The 16,715-nt window shown below is 61.1% G+C and carries 14 protein-coding genes; 7 read left to right on the top strand and 7 right to left on the bottom strand.

Translation table 11 applies throughout. The features are described 5' to 3' along the window. The first annotated feature begins 90 nt into the window (after window positions 1-90). From RPE78_RS16710 to RPE78_RS16690, 5 genes are all read left to right on the top strand, one after another. Entirely contained in the window at window positions 91-294 is a 204-nt protein-coding gene (locus tag RPE78_RS16710; protein ID WP_330629609.1) for a hypothetical protein, read from the top strand. A 297-nt stretch (window positions 295-591) separates the two neighbouring features. After that, the gene (gene iolB / locus RPE78_RS16705; RefSeq protein WP_330629608.1) at window positions 592-1,386 is read left to right on the top strand and encodes a 5-deoxy-glucuronate isomerase; all 795 of its coding nucleotides are present in this window, start codon (window positions 592-594) and stop codon (window positions 1,384-1,386) included. 203 nt (window positions 1,387-1,589) lie between these two features. After that, entirely contained in the window at window positions 1,590-2,822 is a 1,233-nt protein-coding gene (locus tag RPE78_RS16700) for an FAD-dependent oxidoreductase (protein WP_330629607.1), read from the top strand. 130 nt (window positions 2,823-2,952) lie between these two features. Next, window positions 2,953-3,711: an IclR family transcriptional regulator gene (locus RPE78_RS16695; protein WP_330629606.1), complete on the top strand. Its 759-nt coding sequence runs from the start codon at window positions 2,953-2,955 to the stop codon at window positions 3,709-3,711. A 351-nt stretch (window positions 3,712-4,062) separates the two neighbouring features. After that, window positions 4,063-4,503 carry a hypothetical protein gene (locus RPE78_RS16690; protein WP_330629605.1) on the top strand — a complete coding sequence of 147 codons (441 nt, stop codon included), beginning with the start codon at window positions 4,063-4,065 and terminating at the stop codon, window positions 4,501-4,503. 204 nt (window positions 4,504-4,707) lie between these two features. On the opposite strand, the gene RPE78_RS16685 is transcribed toward RPE78_RS16690, so the two are convergent. The 4 genes from RPE78_RS16685 to RPE78_RS16670 all read right to left on the bottom strand — a co-directional run bounded on the left by RPE78_RS16685 (window position 4,708) and on the right by RPE78_RS16670 (window position 9,731). Beyond that, window positions 4,708-5,385 carry a type 1 glutamine amidotransferase gene (locus tag RPE78_RS16685; RefSeq protein ID WP_330629604.1) on the bottom strand — a complete coding sequence of 226 codons (678 nt, stop codon included), beginning with the start codon at window positions 5,383-5,385 and terminating at the stop codon, window positions 4,708-4,710. A 76-nt stretch (window positions 5,386-5,461) separates the two neighbouring features. Beyond that, window positions 5,462-6,952, bottom strand: coding sequence for a Na+/H+ antiporter NhaC family protein (locus RPE78_RS16680; protein ID WP_330629603.1), 1,491 nt, complete (start codon window positions 6,950-6,952; stop codon window positions 5,462-5,464). 119 nt (window positions 6,953-7,071) lie between these two features. Then, the gene (locus RPE78_RS16675) at window positions 7,072-8,382 is read right to left on the bottom strand and encodes an FAD-binding oxidoreductase (protein ID WP_330629602.1); all 1,311 of its coding nucleotides are present in this window, start codon (window positions 8,380-8,382) and stop codon (window positions 7,072-7,074) included. Beyond that, window positions 8,382-9,731 (bottom strand): glutamine synthetase family protein, encoded by a 1,350-nt coding sequence (locus RPE78_RS16670; RefSeq protein ID WP_330629601.1) that lies wholly within the window; start codon window positions 9,729-9,731, stop codon window positions 8,382-8,384. Before RPE78_RS16670 ends, RPE78_RS16675 begins: the two co-directional genes overlap by 1 nt. 132 nt (window positions 9,732-9,863) lie before the next feature. Between RPE78_RS16670 and RPE78_RS16665 the strand changes: the two genes are divergently transcribed. Together RPE78_RS16665 and RPE78_RS16660 are read left to right on the top strand one after the other, a co-directional pair. After that, window positions 9,864-10,577, top strand: a complete 714-nt coding sequence (locus tag RPE78_RS16665; protein ID WP_330629600.1) for a GntR family transcriptional regulator — start codon at window positions 9,864-9,866, stop codon at window positions 10,575-10,577. A 138-nt stretch (window positions 10,578-10,715) separates the two neighbouring features. Next, window positions 10,716-12,215, top strand: a complete 1,500-nt coding sequence (locus RPE78_RS16660) for an aldehyde dehydrogenase (RefSeq protein ID WP_330629599.1) — start codon at window positions 10,716-10,718, stop codon at window positions 12,213-12,215. A 181-nt stretch (window positions 12,216-12,396) separates the two neighbouring features. Here the strand turns inward: RPE78_RS16660 and RPE78_RS16655 are convergent, their stop codons facing one another. The 3 genes from RPE78_RS16655 to RPE78_RS16645 are packed head-to-tail and all read right to left on the bottom strand — an operon-like array spanning window position 12,397 to window position 16,251. Then, a complete protein-coding gene (locus tag RPE78_RS16655) occupies window positions 12,397-13,740 on the bottom strand; it encodes a c-type cytochrome (protein WP_330629598.1) in 1,344 nt (447 codons plus the stop codon). Between the two features lie 12 nt (window positions 13,741-13,752). Continuing rightward, window positions 13,753-15,522, bottom strand: a complete 1,770-nt coding sequence (locus RPE78_RS16650; protein ID WP_330629597.1) for a GMC family oxidoreductase — start codon at window positions 15,520-15,522, stop codon at window positions 13,753-13,755. A 3-nt stretch (window positions 15,523-15,525) separates the two neighbouring features. After that, window positions 15,526-16,251 (bottom strand): gluconate 2-dehydrogenase subunit 3 family protein, encoded by a 726-nt coding sequence (locus tag RPE78_RS16645; RefSeq protein WP_330629596.1) that lies wholly within the window; start codon window positions 16,249-16,251, stop codon window positions 15,526-15,528. Between the last annotated feature and the right edge of the window lie 464 nt (window positions 16,252-16,715).

Raw genomic sequence — 16,715 nt, 5'->3', positions numbered from 1 at the left:
AAAAAACGCGCGCCGCTGCACAAGAAAAATTGAAAGTGACCCTAAGCCTGCTACCCTAATCGTGATTGCTGTCCAAACTGGAGTGTACCCATGAAAAAAGTTCTCGCCGCTCTCGCGCTGTTGACTGCCGCTTCCACCGCACATGCTCAAGGCGCAGACAGCCTTGCCGGTCCGACCAGCCTGCCGGGCGTGGGCGCTGGTGCCTATATTGCGGGCGGCCTGGTTCTGGCCGTTGCTGTCGGGATCGCTGTGGCTGAAGACGACTCGTCCTCGACCACCACCACGACCAACTGATCCCCCTGCCGGCAAACCCGCCTGCTTTTCAGACGCAAGCCCGGCCTTTTGGCCGGGCTTTTGCGTGAGCTTTTGCATGGGCCTTCCTCACAGACCTTCCTCACAGACCTTGCTGAAGGCGCCTTGCTGAAAGTGCCTTCCAAAACGACCTTCCACAATCGGGCTTTGCAAAAACAGGCCAACGACACCTTTGCGATACCCGCCCTGCGCGGGTTGAAGCCACGCGGACCCCATGTTCTAACCTGAAACAGGAGGAGGCCCGGCAGCGGAAACGCGCCGGAGCAAGAGGAGAGTAGAATGTCGAATTTGCAGCACAAGCCGTTCGGAACACGCGGCAAGGTCCATGACATCACACCGGCTTCGGCAGGGTGGCGCTATGTGGGGTTCTCGCTTTACCGGCTGAAAGCGGGCGACCGCGCGCATGAGGCGACAGGGTCCAACGAAGTGATCCTTGTCATGGTCGAGGGCCGCGCTGCGGTGAGCGGCGCAGGGAAGGACTGGGGGGTTCTGGGCGAGCGGATGGATGTCTTCGAGAAGACCCCGCCGCATTGCCTCTATCTGCCCAATGGCAGCGATTGGGAGGCCGTCGCTCAGACCGATTGCACCATCGCCGTCTGTCAGGCACCGGGCAAGGGCGGCCATGAAGCACGCCGGATCGGGCCGGACAACATCACCCTCACCCAACGCGGGGAAGGGTCCAACAGCCGGTTCATCAACAATATCGCGATGGAGGCCGAACCGTATTGTGACAGCCTGCTGGTGACCGAGGTCTTCACCCCTGCGGGCAACTGGTCGTCCTATCCCAGCCACCGCCATGACGAGGATGACTTCCCCCGCATCACCTATCTCGAAGAGACCTATTATCACCGGCTCAATCCGGCGCAGGGCTGGGGGGTGCAGCGCGTCTATACCGATGACGGCACACTGGACGAGGTGATGGCGGTCAGGGATGGCGATGTGGTCTGTGTGCCGCGCGGACACCATCCCTGCGGTGCGCCGCACGGGTTCGAGATGTATTATCTCAACGTCATGGCAGGCCCCCGCCGCAACTGGCGCTTCGTCCCCGCGCCAGAGGTCGAGCATCTGTTTTAAACGACGGGTATGAACGACGGGCCCATAGGGGCCTGAAACACAGCTCCGCGCCCTGCGCGGACCACGCCGCCACACCCTGCCTGTGGCGGCGTGGTCCGGCCCATTACCGCGCCTTGTGACGGGGCGGCAAACAATCGGCTTGATGGTTATGGCGAATACAGGGATACATATTCAGCCGCATTCAGGCCGGAAAGACTGTATAGATGACTGACTTTATTGTTTTAGGCGCAGGAATGGTGGGCGTCGGATCGGCCCTTGCCCTGCAGGCACGCGGACATGAGGTATGCCTGATCGACCGTCAGGCCCCCGGCCTGGAGACGAGCCACGGCAATGCGGGCGTCATCCAGTCCGAAGCGGTCGAACCCTATGCCATCCCCCGCGATCTGGCGACATTGTGGAGCTATGCCAGCGGGCAAAGCAATGATGTCGTCTGGCATCTCGGACATGTGCTGCCGATGCTGCCGAACCTGTGGCGCTATTTCCGTGCCTCGGCTCCGGCCGCGCATAAGCGCGCAGCGGCCAGCTATGTCGAGCTGATCCGGCGCGCGCTGTTCGACCATGCGCCGCTGATCTCTGCCTCGGGCGCGGAACCGCTGATCCGGCGCAGCGGAATGGGCGAACTGTATCGCAGCCCCAAGGCGCTGGAGGCGGCACAGGCCCATGCCACAAGGATCGAGGCGGAATATGGCATCCCCTTCGAAACCCATAGCCGCGCCGAGCTTCAGGCCGCCGAACCCGCCCTGACCGGCGAGGTCGCGGGTATGGTGCTCTGGACCAGCCCGTGGAGCAGCATGGACCCGGGCGCGCTGACCCGCGCCTATGCCGACCTCTTCGTGGAACGCGGCGGGCAGATCGTCACCGGCGAGGCCATGACCCTGACCCGAGAGCCTGCGCAGGGCTGGTCGGTCATGACCTCCGACGGCAAGATCCATGCCGAACAGGCGGTAGTGTCCCTGGGGCCGTGGTCGCCTGCGCTGCTGGCGCGGTTCGGGCGGCGGGTTCCGATGATCCTCAAACGCGGCTATCACGGGCATTACCGGACCGCCCAGACCCTGAGCCGCCCCTATGTGGATGTCGATAGCGGCATCGTGCTGAGTTCGATGACGCGCGGGCTGCGCATCACCACCGGCGCCGAGCTGACCGCCGCCTCGGCCCCGCGCTGCCTCAGGCAGCTGGAACGCGGCCGTCAGGCGGCGGGTGAGTTGATGGAGATCGGCGAGGCCGTTCCCGACAGCCTGTGGCACGGGCACCGCCCCTGCCTTGCGGGCATGTTGCCGATGGTCGGGCCGGTCGCCGGAGAGGCGGGGCTATGGCTCAATACCGGCCACGGCCATCAGGGCTTCACCCTTGGACCGACCACAGGCGAGATTCTGGCCCAGATCGTTGAGGGGCGGCAGGATGCGTTGACTCAGGCGCTTGCACCGCAATTCTTGTAAGATCCTGCCGGTTTCCGGCGCTTGCGGCAAGAATCCGGCGCGTTTTCTGCGTTCCGGCGGCGGGATGCTTGCGTTCACCCTAGGGGCGCGATAGCTGGAACACAGATCAAGCCGCGCAAAGGAGAGTCAGGTGAGCGATAAGGACCGGGTCAGAGATGGCCAGTCGATCAGTCGGGCGGTCTTCGTTCTGCGCGTGGTAGCGGACAATCCGGGAGCCAGTCTGGGCGAAATCGCCAAAGCCACAGGGCTGGCGCGATCGACCGTGCAAAGACTGGTCGCCGCCCTGCATGCCGAGGGGCTTCTGGCCAAGACGGCAGGCCATCAGGGCGTTTCGCTGGGCATGGAACTGGCGCGTCTCGGGGCGAAGGTCCAGATCGACATCCGCCAGCTTCTGCGCCCGCTGATGGAAGACCTGCATCGCGAGGTGGGCGAGAATATCGACCTCACCCTGTTTGATCATGGCAAGGCTATCGTGATCGAACAGCTGGCCGCGCATGAAGGCATCCGCGTGCTGTCCTATGTCGGGCGCGAACACCCCATCCACTCCAGCGCCAATGGCAAGGCGCATCTGTCCCAGATGGGCCGCGAAAGCGCCCTTGCCCGTCTGGGCGCGGCTCCCGAGCGCTTTACCGAACACACGCTGACCGATCCGCAAGCCATTCTGGACCAGGTCGGCACCCAGGCGCAGTCGGGACTGTTTCTGGATAACGAGGAATTCTCGGAACAGACCTGCGCCATCGCGATCACCCTGCCGGTGATCAACGGCCAGAACCTCGCCTTGGGCGTGGCGATGCCGAAATTCCGTTTTGAACGCCATGCCGCTGCCGTCAAGGCGGCGCTTCTGCTGTTCCGCAAGCGGGTGCAGGACGCCTTCGGCGCCACCGTCTGAACACCCACCCCGATCCACTGTATTGCCAAGCGGTCCCCCAGAGCCTCGTGCCCTGCGGGGCTGCCCTGCGCCCTGCGCGCACCCTGCGGGGCCCAAAATCCTTCCGCCGCGCCGCCGCCCCCGCATAGGGCAAAAGGCCCTTTTTTGTCGCGAATTCTTCGCAACTTACCGAGATTCAAGGCAGCACCAGGCCCCGTTCCGCGTCCCCACCGGCGCGGAGAAATTTGATCTATCTCAAAAACTGTCGCTTGACATCACTTCGCGATTTTACCACATTGCGATACAGTGCACCACATTACGGTGCAGAGCCGTTGAGGAGCGGCCCATATATAGCATCTGGGAGGATCACCTATGCTTTTGGCAGCCAAGATTTTGCTGACCGTATCGACGCTGGGCTACAGCGCGATTCCCTTCGCGTTCGACACCAATAAAACCCATTGGTTCAACCATTCCTGGACCTCGCATGCGCGCTTCCACTGCGTCTGGCAGGTGATGTCCTATGTGTATATCGGGCTTGTCTCGCTGTATCTGATCTGGACCGCAGGCGATGACAGCTGGCGGCTTTGGGTGCCCGCCATTCTGGCCCTTTGCGCCTATGGCGGCTTCTGGACAGCGGTTTTCCTGCGCAAGCGCCTTCAGCTTTCGCTGGTGGACGAGGTGAACGGTGTCACCCCCTTCATGCTGCCCATTCTGGGCGAATGCGATGCGAATGTGACGCTGTTCTCGTCTGCAGTCCTGCTGCTGGGATCGGCCTCTGCCGTGCTGGCGGTGGCGACCTTCCCCAGCGTGTAAGGGCGCGGCCCAAGACTCTCCCGTGCGATCGGCGCTCCCCCCGCCGGTCCGCACCTGTCGGGCGCGGGGGCTGTCCCCAGATTGGCCAGCCCCCCGCCCTGCAACAGCGCCGATCCGCACCAGACAGCGGCCCCTATGGCAGACACAAAAATGCGCGCGGTCCTTGGCAAGACCGCGCGCATCGCGTTTTCAAACCGGCAGAACCTATCTGGGCATCTTGAAGAAATCCGCAATCTTCTCGCCAAAGCGGTCCGAGCTGAGCGGGACATCCAGACGCTGATAGGCGCGTTCTGCAATCTCGGGCGGCAGGACCGCCTGACGGGCTTCGAGGAGATCGCTCAGGAAGCTCGGGCTGAATTCGGGATGCGGCTGGACGCTCAGGGCTTTCGTACCATAGGCCAGCATCGCATTGGCACAGAAGTCGGATTGCCCGATCACATGCGCCTCGGGCGGCGGCACCACGACCTGGTCCTGATGCCAGGCCATCATCATCTGCTTGCTGCCATCTTCCATCCGGTATTCGGTGGCCCCGACGGACCAGCCGCCCGCGAATTTCTCGACCTTGCCCCCAAGGGCCTGCGCCAGAATCTGGTGCCCGAAACACACACCCACAATCGGCACTTGCGCCGCATAGGCCGCACGCAGAAAGGCCTCGAGCGGGGCGATCCAGGGGTGATCCTCATAGACCCCGAATTTGGACCCCGTGATCAGCCAGCCATCCGCATCATGCACCGAGTGCGGCAGTTCGCCATCCAGAACGCGCCATGTCGCGAAGCTGAAGCCCTTGCCTGCCAAGAGCCGCTTGAACAGGTCATCATAATCGCCGTGAATAGGCTTCAGCTCATCAGGCGAGGTGCCCGTCTGCAAAATTCCGATTTTCATGGCCACTCCTTTGAAACTCACTGCCAGAAAGACCAGAGGCGGAGACCTGCCCGCGCAGCCCTCCGCCCCATTCGTGTCAGGCCATCACGTAGCCCAGCACGAGAAAGACGCCCACCGTGACAACCGCGCCGAACAACGCATAGGGGAATTGCGTGAAGGCGTGGGAAATGGGTGAGCATCCTGCCCCTTGCGCGGCAAGCACGGTCGAGTCACTGAAGAAACACGCGTGGCTGCCGAAGGAAGATGCGGAAAGGAGCGCGCCGATCACCAGCGCCATATTGGCATGGATGCCCTGTGCAACCGGTGCGACAATCGGAATGGCGATGATGAACACGCCCCAGCTCGATGCGGTGCCAAACACCACCAGAGCCAGCGAGACAAAGACCAGCGCGGGCAGAAGTTCCTTGCTCATCAAGGGGGTCAGCGACTCGATGACATATTGCGTCATGCCCAGAGCGTCATTGATATCCTTGAGCAGGAAGCCCGCGATCACCGTCGACAACGGATAGAGCATGACCTTGAAACCGTCGAAGATGGCTTCCATCTGGCGCTCGAAGCTTAGCAGGCCCTGCAGGTAATACAGTCCGACCGTGGCCACCAGCGTCAGCAGCACGCCGCGCAGAAGGTCGATTTCGTAATAGATCGTCGCCACAACCAGCAGCACCATCGGGAAGAGGAAGTTGAACATGCCGACGCCATTGCTCATCTTCTTGCCGTCATAGATCACGGCCTCGATTTCGGTGCCCTGAAAATCGGGCGGGATCGGCTGTCCGGCCTTGGCACGGGCTTCGGCTTTTTTCATCGGGCCGAAATCCTTGATGACGCCGAAAGCCACCAGAAACACGAGAATCAGCGCGACCCATGCATAGATCATGAAAGGGATCGCCGAGAGATAGAGCGACAGGCCCTTGCCGCTTGCGGCAATCCCGTTTTCTTCCAGCAGCCCCGCAAAGAACACCGCCCAAGTCGAGACCGGCACGATGACGCACATCGGCGCTGCGGTGGAATCGATGATATAGGCCAGCTTCTCGCGCGAGACCTTGTAATGGTCGGTCAGCTTCTTGACCGAGGACGAGACGGCCAGACAGTTCAGATAGTCATCGATAAATACGATCACCCCGATCATGGCCGTCACCACCAGTGACTGGCGCTGGGATTTGATCTTGGTGCGCAGCCATGACGAGAAGCTGCCAAGACAGCCCGAATGCTCCAGCAGCGCGATCAGCCCGCCCATCAAGCCGCAGACCAGAATGATCCAGACGATGGTCTCGCTGCCCATCACGCTGGAAAGCCGGTCTGAGAAATGCGCGATCAGATCGCCCCCGCCCAGCATGATCAGGCCGGCAAAGCCGCCAATGATCAGCGCCTCGAAGGGACGGCGCGTGACAATGGCCATGACAAGAACCAGCAGCGTGGGCAAAAGGCTCAGCGCGCCCCAGGACGTGTCAGGGGTATGGGTGACGTAGAGATAATAGAAAAAGGCAATCACCGCGAGCACACTGGCAAGAACCCATGCCGCTTTCGGATGATTACGATACGCAAGAATGGTGCGCGTCATTTGTTCCATGGTTAGTTCCTCTCTGGCCCTTTGTTTTTGTTGCGGCACGCGTCGGGCAGTGGCGTGCCGCTTTGGGGTGTCGGCCCCTTCGGGGCGCGAGGGTTGAAAAACGAGGTAACGGACGGTGGTCAGATACCCAGACGATCGCGCAGCGCATACCACCACGCGCCCATGACCGTGTAAGGCACGCGGAAGGTCCGCCCGCCGGGGAACGGAATCCACGGGATTTTGGCAAAGGTATCAAAGCGCGACAGATCGGCATCCACGGCCTCGGACAGGATCCGCCCGAACAGATGCGCGCCAGTGACCCCGTGACCGGAATAGCCATGTGCGAAATAGGTATTGCTACCGATCCGGCCCATCTGCGGCACGCGCGAGAAAGACAGTGCGAAATTGCCCGACCAGCGGTAATCGATCTTCACATTGGACAGCTGCGGGAAGACCTTCTTGAGGTTCGGCACGATCTTGGCCTCGATATCCGCCGGATCGGTGCCGCCATAGACAAGCCCGCCGCCAAAAATCAGCCGCTTATCCCCCGAAAGGCGGAAGTAATCGAGGATATAGCGGATATCTTCGATACATTCGTCCCCCGGCAGGATTTCCTGCGCCAGTGCCTCGCCCAGAGGTTCGGTGGCGATCATCTGCGTCGAGACCGGCATCACCCGCCATTCCAGCGTCGGCACCACCTTCCCCAGATAGGCATTGCCACACAGGATCAGTGTCTTGCAGGTCAGGCTGCCTTTGGCGGTGCGCACGACGGGCCGCGCGGCCTCGGTATCGACCGAGGTTACCGGCGAATGCTCGTAGATCACGCCACCATTCTGTTCGAATGCCGCAGCCTCTCCCAACGCCAGATTGAGCGGATGCATATGCCCGCCGGTATGGTCGATCATCCCGCCGGAGAACACATCCGAACCGATTTTCTCGCGCAGCTGCGCTTTGCTCAGGATTTCCTGATTATGATGGCCATAGCTCTCCCAAAGCGCCTTGCGCTCTTCGAGTTCGCGCATATGCGCGGCGGTATAGCCCGCAAAGATATTGCCGTTTTTCAGATCGCAACGGATGTCATAAGTGGCAATCCGGTCCCGGATGATCTCCTGCCCCTCCTGCACGAGCCCCGCCACGAAAGAGGCCGTATCGCGGCCATAGCGCCGTTCGATGGTCTGCAAGGAGGCGTTCAGACCGTTCACGATCTGCCCGCCATTGCGCCCCGAGGCCCCCCAGCCGACCTGCGCGCCCTCGACAATCGCCACACGATGGCCCTTCTCGGCCAGAAACAGCCCCGCCGACAGCCCGCTATATCCCGCACCGACAATACAGATATCGATATCCTGATCGCCGGTCAGTTGCGGGCGACGGGGCGACGGGTTGGCCGAGGCAGCATAATAGCTGCCGGTGTGCTGGCCCGCGCCAGCATAGGAAGCGGTCATCGCATTCATCAGACGGTCTCCAGATAGGTGTGATATTCGAAATCGGTCACGCGGCGGTTGAACACACGCAATTCCTGCGTCTTGCAGGCCGTCAGCATACGCTGAAGCTGCGGGTTGTAGATCGCGGGCACATGCGCCCCGACCTTGAAGGCCTCGATTGCAGAGGCCCAGTCCAGCGGCAGATGCGGCAGATCCTGATCATAGGCATTGCCGGTAATCGGGGCGGCGGGGTCCCATTTGCCCTCGATCCCCATCAGGGCCCCGCCCAGAATGCTGGCCAGCACCAGATAGGGGTTGGCATCCGCACCGGCAACGCGATGTTCGATCCGGCGTGCCTTGTGGCTTCCGCCCGGAATACGCACCGCGACCGTGCGGTTTTCATAGCCCCATGCAATGGCGGAAGGCGCGTGCGACCCCGGCGCCAGACGGCGATAGGAATTTTCGTGCGGCGCAAAGGTCAATGTGCATTCGGCCATCGTATGCAAAAGCCCCGCCACCGCATGCCAGAGCAGATCCGTGCCCTGCGGCCCGCCATCGTCAAACACATTGCGACCGTCTTTGTCGATCAGCGAGAAATGGACATGGAAGCCGCTGCCCGACAGCGCACCATAGGGCTTGGCCATGAAGGTCGCCGCAAGGCCGTGCTTGCGGGCTACACCCCGCACCGTCTGCTTGAACAAGATCGCATCATCGGCGGCGCGCAGCGGGTCGGGGACATGCATCATATTGATTTCAAACTGTCCCGCGCCATTTTCGGAAATCGCCGCATCGGCGGGAATGCCCTGCTCGCGACAGGCATCGAAAACATCGCTGAGAAAATTATCGAAATGCAGCAGTTCATCGACGGAATAGACATCATCGGAGTGAAGCTGCTTGCCCGAAACCGGCGAATTCGGAGGTTCCGGCAGATCGGGTTCGGGATTGACGAGGTAGAATTCCAGCTCGGTCGCGACAACGGGGGTCAGGCCAAGCGCGGCGAAACGGCGGGTGATCTCTTCAAGGGCGCGCCGTGGATCCGCCGGAAAGGGATCGCCATTCGCGCAGGAAAGCGTCATCGGGGCAAGGATGGCGGGCGGATCGGCCCATGTCATCGGTAACAGCCCGCGCTCGATCATGCCACCGCGTCCGATGGCCTCGCGGGAGGGGAAAAGCGGATCTTGCTGCGCGATCTCCTCCCCCCAGACATCCACCCCCAAAGCCGCAAGAGGTATCCGCAATCCGGCATCGCAGAGCTTGCCGATCTGCGCCACAGGAACGCGCGTTCCGCGCAGCATCCCGTTCAGATCGCAGACCGTCACAAGGGCGCTTTCGATCTCCGGATGGTCTTGCAACCACAGATTCGCATCCTGTCGTTCCATCGCTCCCCCCCAAATGCGATACTGATTCGAAAAATGTGATATCATTTTTCTGACTTGTATCTTCTTTTCACTTCCAGTCAACTGACACGGTGGTGACATAACATTTCAAGGCACGGAAAAGCGTAGCGCTTAATGAGCAAGACAAGCGACCTGAACCTCCCCGATATCAAAGCAGCCCCCGGATTGACCGTGCAGGAATATGCGTATCTGCGCTTGCGCAATGCCATCATGCTGGGCGCGATTGCTCCGGGAACCAACCTGACCATACGCGGTCTGGCCTCCTATCTGGATCTGAGCCCGACCCCTGTGCGCGAGGCGATCCGGCGGCTCAGCTCGGAGAATGCGCTCGAGGTTCTCAACAATCGCCGCCTGTCGATCCCGCATATGAAAGCGGGGCGTTTCGAAGAGCTGATCCAACTCCGGATCACCTTGGAAACCCACGCGGCCGAACGTGCCCTTCCCTATTTTTCTGACGTCATTATCAACGACTTGACCAGAATGGACGATGAAATGGATCAGGCCGTTCTGGAGCATCGCACGGAAGATCTGACCCAGTTGAACCATGATTTCCACCGCCGCCTCTATGCCGCCAACCCCAATTCCCAAGCGATCCCGCTGATTGAAAGTGTGTGGTTGCAATTAGGGCCGTTCCAGCGGCAGGTGGTGCGCGAGGTAAAGCAATATTACAGCGTGGACCGCCATAAAGAGATCCTGAATGCCTTGCGCCAGCGGGACCCGATGGCGCTTGTGGTGGCCATCGAGAATGATATCCGCGACGGGATTGTGCGCTCGGGTCGCGAGAAGCTACAAAAAGAGGCGCAGCGCACCCAGCCGCTTTTGCACTAAACCGCGCCGCCCGTATCGGGATCACCATGTTTGACCCGAAACCGCAGCCATGAGCAGCGGATATAATGATATTGCTTTCTAAAAAATGTGATACTATTTTTGAAAATGTAATACCAATTTCAACATGGGGGTCTTCAGATGGCACTCAAAACGCATCAGGACTGGCTTGATGCCCGTCAGAATCTGACGATCCGTGCACAGGCGCTGATTGACGGGAAATTTGTGGCGGCGTCTTCGGGGCGCAGCTTTGCCTCGGTCTCGCCGGTTGATGGCAGCACCCTCGCGCAGGTCGCGGATTGCGGTCAGGAAGATGTCGATCTGGCCGTCGCGGCAGCACGACGCGCCTTCGAGGATGGCCGCTGGTCCAAGCGCGCGCCTGCCGAACGCAAGGCCGTGCTGTGCCGTCTGGGCGATCTGGTCCGCGCCCATCGCGACGAACTGGCCCTGCTGGAAACGCTGGACATGGGCAAGCCGATTGCCGACAGCACCTCGATTGATGTGCGCGCGGTGGCGAATTGCTTTGCATGGTATGGCGAGGCGATCGACAAGATCTATGACGAGATCGCCCCCACCCCTTCGGACACGCTGGCGCTGGTCAGCCGCGAGCCTCTGGGCGTGGTTGCTGCGGTTGTGCCGTGGAATTTCCCGATGCTCATGGCCAGCTGGAAAGTCGCGCCTGCATTGGCGGCAGGCAATTCGGTTGTGCTGAAACCATCGGAAAACTCGTCGCTCTCTGCGCTCCGGCTGGCCGAACTGGCACTGGAAGCGGGTGTGCCGCCCGGCGTGTTCAACGTGGTGACCGGCTGGGGTCCGGAAACGGGCAAGGCGCTGGGGCTGCATATGGATGTGGACGGGCTGTTCTTTACCGGCTCGACTGCGGTCGGGCGCTTCTATATGGAATATGCCGCGCGTTCGAACCTGAAAAAGATCGGGCTGGAACTGGGCGGCAAAAGCCCCAACATCATCCTGTCAAGCTATCACGACATCCGCCACGCCGCCGAAACCTCGGCCAATTCCGCCTTCTTCAACCAAGGGGAAATGTGCACCTGCCCCAGCCGCCTGATCGTCGAGGAAAGCGTTCATGACGAGGTGGTCGATGTGCTTCTTGCGCAAAGCAAAGCCTTCGCCCCCGGTCATCCGCTTGATCCGGCAACCCGTTTTGGTGCGATGGTGGACGAACGCCACACGACGCGCGTTCTGGGCTTCGTCGATATCGCGCAGGAAGACGGCGCGACCCTTGCAACGGGGGGCAAACGTGTCTGCATGGACAGCGGAGGCTGCTATCTGGAACCCACGATCTTCGACCATGTGCGCAATGACATGCGAATCGCGCAGGAAGAGGTCTTCGGGCCGGTGCTGTCGGTCATCACCGTCAAGGATGTGGACGAGGCACTCCGCGTGGCCAATGACACGCCCTTCGGGCTGGCCTCCTCGATCTGGACGGATGACCTGAGCACCGCCCATCGCGCCGCGAAGGAATTGCGGGCCGGTCTGACCTATGTGAACTGCTATGACTGCGACGACATGACCGTGCCGTTCGGCGGCTTCAAGGAAAGCGGGATCGGGCGGGACAAGTCCTTGCATGCGCTCGATAAATATACCGAGCTCAAGACCACATGGATCAAGTTGTCGAAGTAATCGCAAGGCCCCGTCCTTGCGCCGACTGACCAACTTGGACTGACCGGCTTGGACTGACCGGCTTGGGGCGCAGGGCCTTTCGGTATGGCCCGGAACACGCCAACGGACAAAGACCGGAAATTGAAAACGGGGCGCCTGCTGGGCGCCCCGTTCCTGTTGCAATCGATCCCTATGGCGCGGGTCAGCGCAAGGCGCTGACATCCTTGGCGCTGACAGGATCGGCAGAATTGCCCCATGCGCTGCGCAAGAAGCTGGCCAGTGCCGCAACATCGTCATCGGACAGGCGGTCGGCAAATCCGGGCATTTTCAGTTCTGCCGGTCGCTGCGCGGTCGACGGTATGGCCGCGCCATGCAGAATAGTGTCCACCAGCCCGTTCGACTGTTTCGCCGTCACAGTGGCATTGCCTGCCAGAGCCGGGAAGATCCCCGCCGCCCCCTTACCATCGGCAAAATGGCAGGCCGCGCAATTATCCATGAACAGGCGCGCACCCAAAGGCTGGTTCTCGGGCGTCAACAACAGCTTGCGCGTGGCGTCATCCAGACCGGCTTTCAGCGCTGCCGGTCGTGCCACAGCCGCTTTCGGGGCCGCCTCGCCGGTCACCACCACGGGCTGGTATGCAGCGATCGACCGCAAATAGGCGACCATCGCGGCGCGGTCTTCCTCGCTGAGATATTGCAGCGAATCGCGGATCGCCAGCGCCATCTCGCCCGAGACCCCCGCATGGGCATTGCGCCCCGAAGCAAGGAACAGGTCCAGATCGGCCGCCGACCACGATTTGATCGTCGCATCGGCGCTGCGCAGATCGGGGGCGGTCCAGCCATCGATCACACCGCCCGACAGGAAATCGGGATCGGAGGCGTCCGTGCCATTCTGCGCGAAGGCCAGATTGCGCGGACTATGGCAGGCCGCACAATGGCCCGGCCCTTCCACCAGATAGGCCCCCCGCGCGATCTGCGCATCCTGCGAGGGCGGCACGAAACCGACCTTCGGAAGCCCCACCCATTTCCATGCGCGAATGCCCCAACGCTGGTTGAAGGGGAAGCTTAACGCCGTCGCCTGCACCTTGTTCTCGACCGGTTCCAGCGTGTCATGGAAATAGGTATAGAGCGCCTCTATATCGGCCTCGGACAGTTTGCGATAATTGTCGTAAGGCATGGCCGGATAAAGGTTTTCGCCATGTTTGCCGATGCCGTCCACCAAGGCGGCACGGAACTCGTCCAGTGTCCAGTCGCCAATCCCCGTCGCCTTATCGGGGGTGATATTGGAGGCATAGATCGTGCCGAAGGGGCTGGCGATCGCGCGCCCGCCCGCATAGGGCGTGCCGCCTTCCGCCGTGTGGCAGGCCGCGCAATCGGCAACACGCGCCACATATTCGCCGGTCTTGTCCTGATGCGCGGGCAACCATTGCGCATCGAAAGACAGGTCCTTCGCCGAACTGCGGTGCTGGGGCACCAGAATCATGGCGGCGATCACAATGATCGCGGCAATGGCCAGCCACATGATGAGGCGTAGAAACTTAAGCATCTTTCATCCTCCTCACATCAAAGGCCGCGGATTGGGCAGATAGTCCTTGCGGAGGTGATCCACCGCCCAATAGGCCAACCCGCCGACCGCTCCGGTGGGGTTGTATTGCAGGTTCTGCGGGAAGGCCGAGGCCCCCATCACGAAGACATTGTGGCAGTCCCAGCTTTGCAGGTAGCGGTTGATCGCAGAAGTCTTGGGATCGGTGCCCATGATCACGCCACCGGTATTATGCGTCGTCTGGTACGGACGCACATCATATTGCGCCCCCGCCTCCTTGTAGGAGGATTTCATCATATCGGGATTGAGGCTCTGGGCGATGGGCTCGATCTTCGATTTCATGAACTGTGTCATGCGGATATCGTTGTCCTGCCAGTTATAGGTCATCCGCATCAGCGGGCGCCCGTGACGGTCTTTATAGGTCGGGTCCAGATCCAGATAGACATCGCGATAGGCCATATTCGACCCGTGCGAGGCAATCGACATCGAATGGCCGTACCATTCCTGCGTCGCCGCCTTCCATTCCGCCCCCCAGCTTGGCGTTCCCTGCGGCAGGGACATCTGCTGGATCGGGCGACCGCCGGTATGCCCGCCGGTGATATAGCTCCCACCGATAAAGCCTTCCTTGGCAAAATCGATCTGGCCGATAGAATAATCATCCAGCGAATAGCCAACCGATCCCGTGCCGATAAAGGGGTCGAAATTATGCTCTTTGAAGAACAGGCTCGTGCCGCCGGTCACCTGATAGGCATAGTTCTTGCCCACCACCCCCTCGCCCGTTACCGGATCGTAAGGCTGGCCGATGCCCGAAAGCAGCATCAGATGCACGTTATGCAGCGAAAAGGCCGCCACGATCACCAGATCTGCGGGCTGGAAGACCTCCTCACCGGCTTTTTCGTCCCAATAGGTGACGCCGGTTGCGGTCTTGCCATCTTCGGCCTTCTCGATCTTCAGAACTTCGGAATTGACCCGATATTCGAAATTCGGCATCCGCTTGAGAGCCCCCAGAACGCATGTCTGCGGCGAGGATTTCGAATAGTTCAGACAGCCGAACCGTTCACAGAAGCCGCAATAATTGCACGGACCAAGCTGCATGCCATATTCGTTCACATAGGCCGCAGAGGCGTTGGCCGACGGGCGCGGGAAGGGATGCAGCCCCTGCGCGCGGGCGGCCTGCGCGAACATCTCGCCATCAAGGTTCTGCACCAGCGGCGGCAGCGGGTAATCGGTCGAGCGCGGGGCCTCGAACGGATTGCCGCCCTCAATGATATTGCCGTTGATATTGCCCGCCTTGCCGGAAATCCCCGCCATATTCTCGAAACGCGTCAGATAGGGCTCCATCTCTTCGGCGGTCACACCCCAATCCTGAATGGTCATGCCCTCGGGGATGGTCTGCGCGCCGAAGGTCTCCTCGACATAGGATTTCAGCCGCCATTCCACCTCTTGCGGACGCCATGTCTGGCCGTTCCAGTGGATCCCCGCACCGCCCACACCATCCCCGGGCAGGAAAGAGCCCAGATGCCGGTAGGGCAAGGCGGTCTCTTGCAGCGTGCGCCGGATGGTCAGCGTCGATTTGGCCGGTTTTTGCATGAATTTGTAGCGGATGCCGTATTTCAGCTCGTCCGCCACATCGGGATATTTGAAATCGGGCACGGTATCGCGGTCCTCGCCGCGTTCCAGTGCCAGCACATCCAGCCCTTCCTTGCACAGTTCTATCGAAAGGATCGAACCGGTCCAGCCAAGCCCGATCACAACAACGTCTTTTTTGGGTGCCTGACGTGTCATGGATTACCCCCTCTCGCCTTTGATCGACACCGGCCCGAGCGGATAGGGCTGGTCGCGCATCTCCACCCATTCGGTGTAGGACGCCCGCGCGCCGGGAAAGCCGATATGCTTCCAGCCCGCCATCTTGTAATTGCCGCCATACATCGGATCGGCAAAGAACCCCTCTTTGGTATTGCTCAGCAAAATGGTGAAGAAGTCACGCAGCTCGGGGGGAAGGATCTCGGCGCGCCCGCCTCCGGTGCCGTCTCCTTTGTTGTTTTGCAAGGCGGTCAGGGCGGCATCCTGATCGGCAGAAGACAGCTCAACGAAAGACGCGCCGAATTGGGCCCGACACCATGTGTCGAATTCCGGAATGGCCTTGCGATAGACCTGAGCCGGGGTCAGGGGCGTCTGCCAGCCCAGCAGCGGATCGGCGGCCGCATCATGCGGGCCGTCCATATACCAGTCATCGGCATTGCCATACTCACCGGCAAGCTGCCGGTCGATGAACACCGGCACCCGCGCCTCGATCGCGCCGGGAGCCGCCTCGTCACCGGGGATCAGCCGTGCGCAGGCCGCCATCAGGAACGACCATTCCGCCGCCGTCAGATAAACGGGTTCGTACTGGTCAAGCGGCGGAGCGTCCTTGGTCTGGGCGGCAGCTGGGTTGGTCACCTGGCTTAGGGCGAAACCCGCAGCGCCCGCTTTCAAAAACCCGCGTCGCGTCGCGGCGAAAGAGGAACTGGGCATCGGATACCTTTCTGACAATAGGTTGGGTCTTATGTGGCGCGCCCTGCAACATGGCGCATTTCCCGTCAGAAGCTGCGACAAATTGTCTGGCTAAGGCTGGTTTTAGGGCATGTTCACAGTTTGAAAAGCAAAATTGATCGGTTTTGTGGGAAAATTTCTGTGTTTCGAGGCAATCCCTTAGCGCCGGTCGCACATGGTAGCCGCCCGTTTTGCCCGCCCGTCCGGCGGAAATGTGCCGCAAGGTAACAAACGTCTATGCCCGCGCCCCGCCCGCACGAAAATACAGGCGGCGCACGCGGGGGCCCAGGCATCCGGCCTCTGCTGGCGGGTGGAAAACCGCGCAAGTTCAGCCGCTAACGCTATTTCCTGCATCAACCATGCAGGATACGCATTAGACTTTACCTCCGGCCACGCGCTTGGTGGCGCAACCGGTGCCCGCTCAGGGCATCGCGCTTCTCACAGGG

Source organism: Thioclava litoralis (genome assembly GCF_045278885.1).
Lineage (GTDB): Bacteria > Pseudomonadota > Alphaproteobacteria > Rhodobacterales > Rhodobacteraceae > Thioclava > Thioclava litoralis.
The sequence above is the reverse complement of the archived record's forward strand: the minus strand, read 5'-3'. Positions and strand labels throughout refer to the sequence as shown.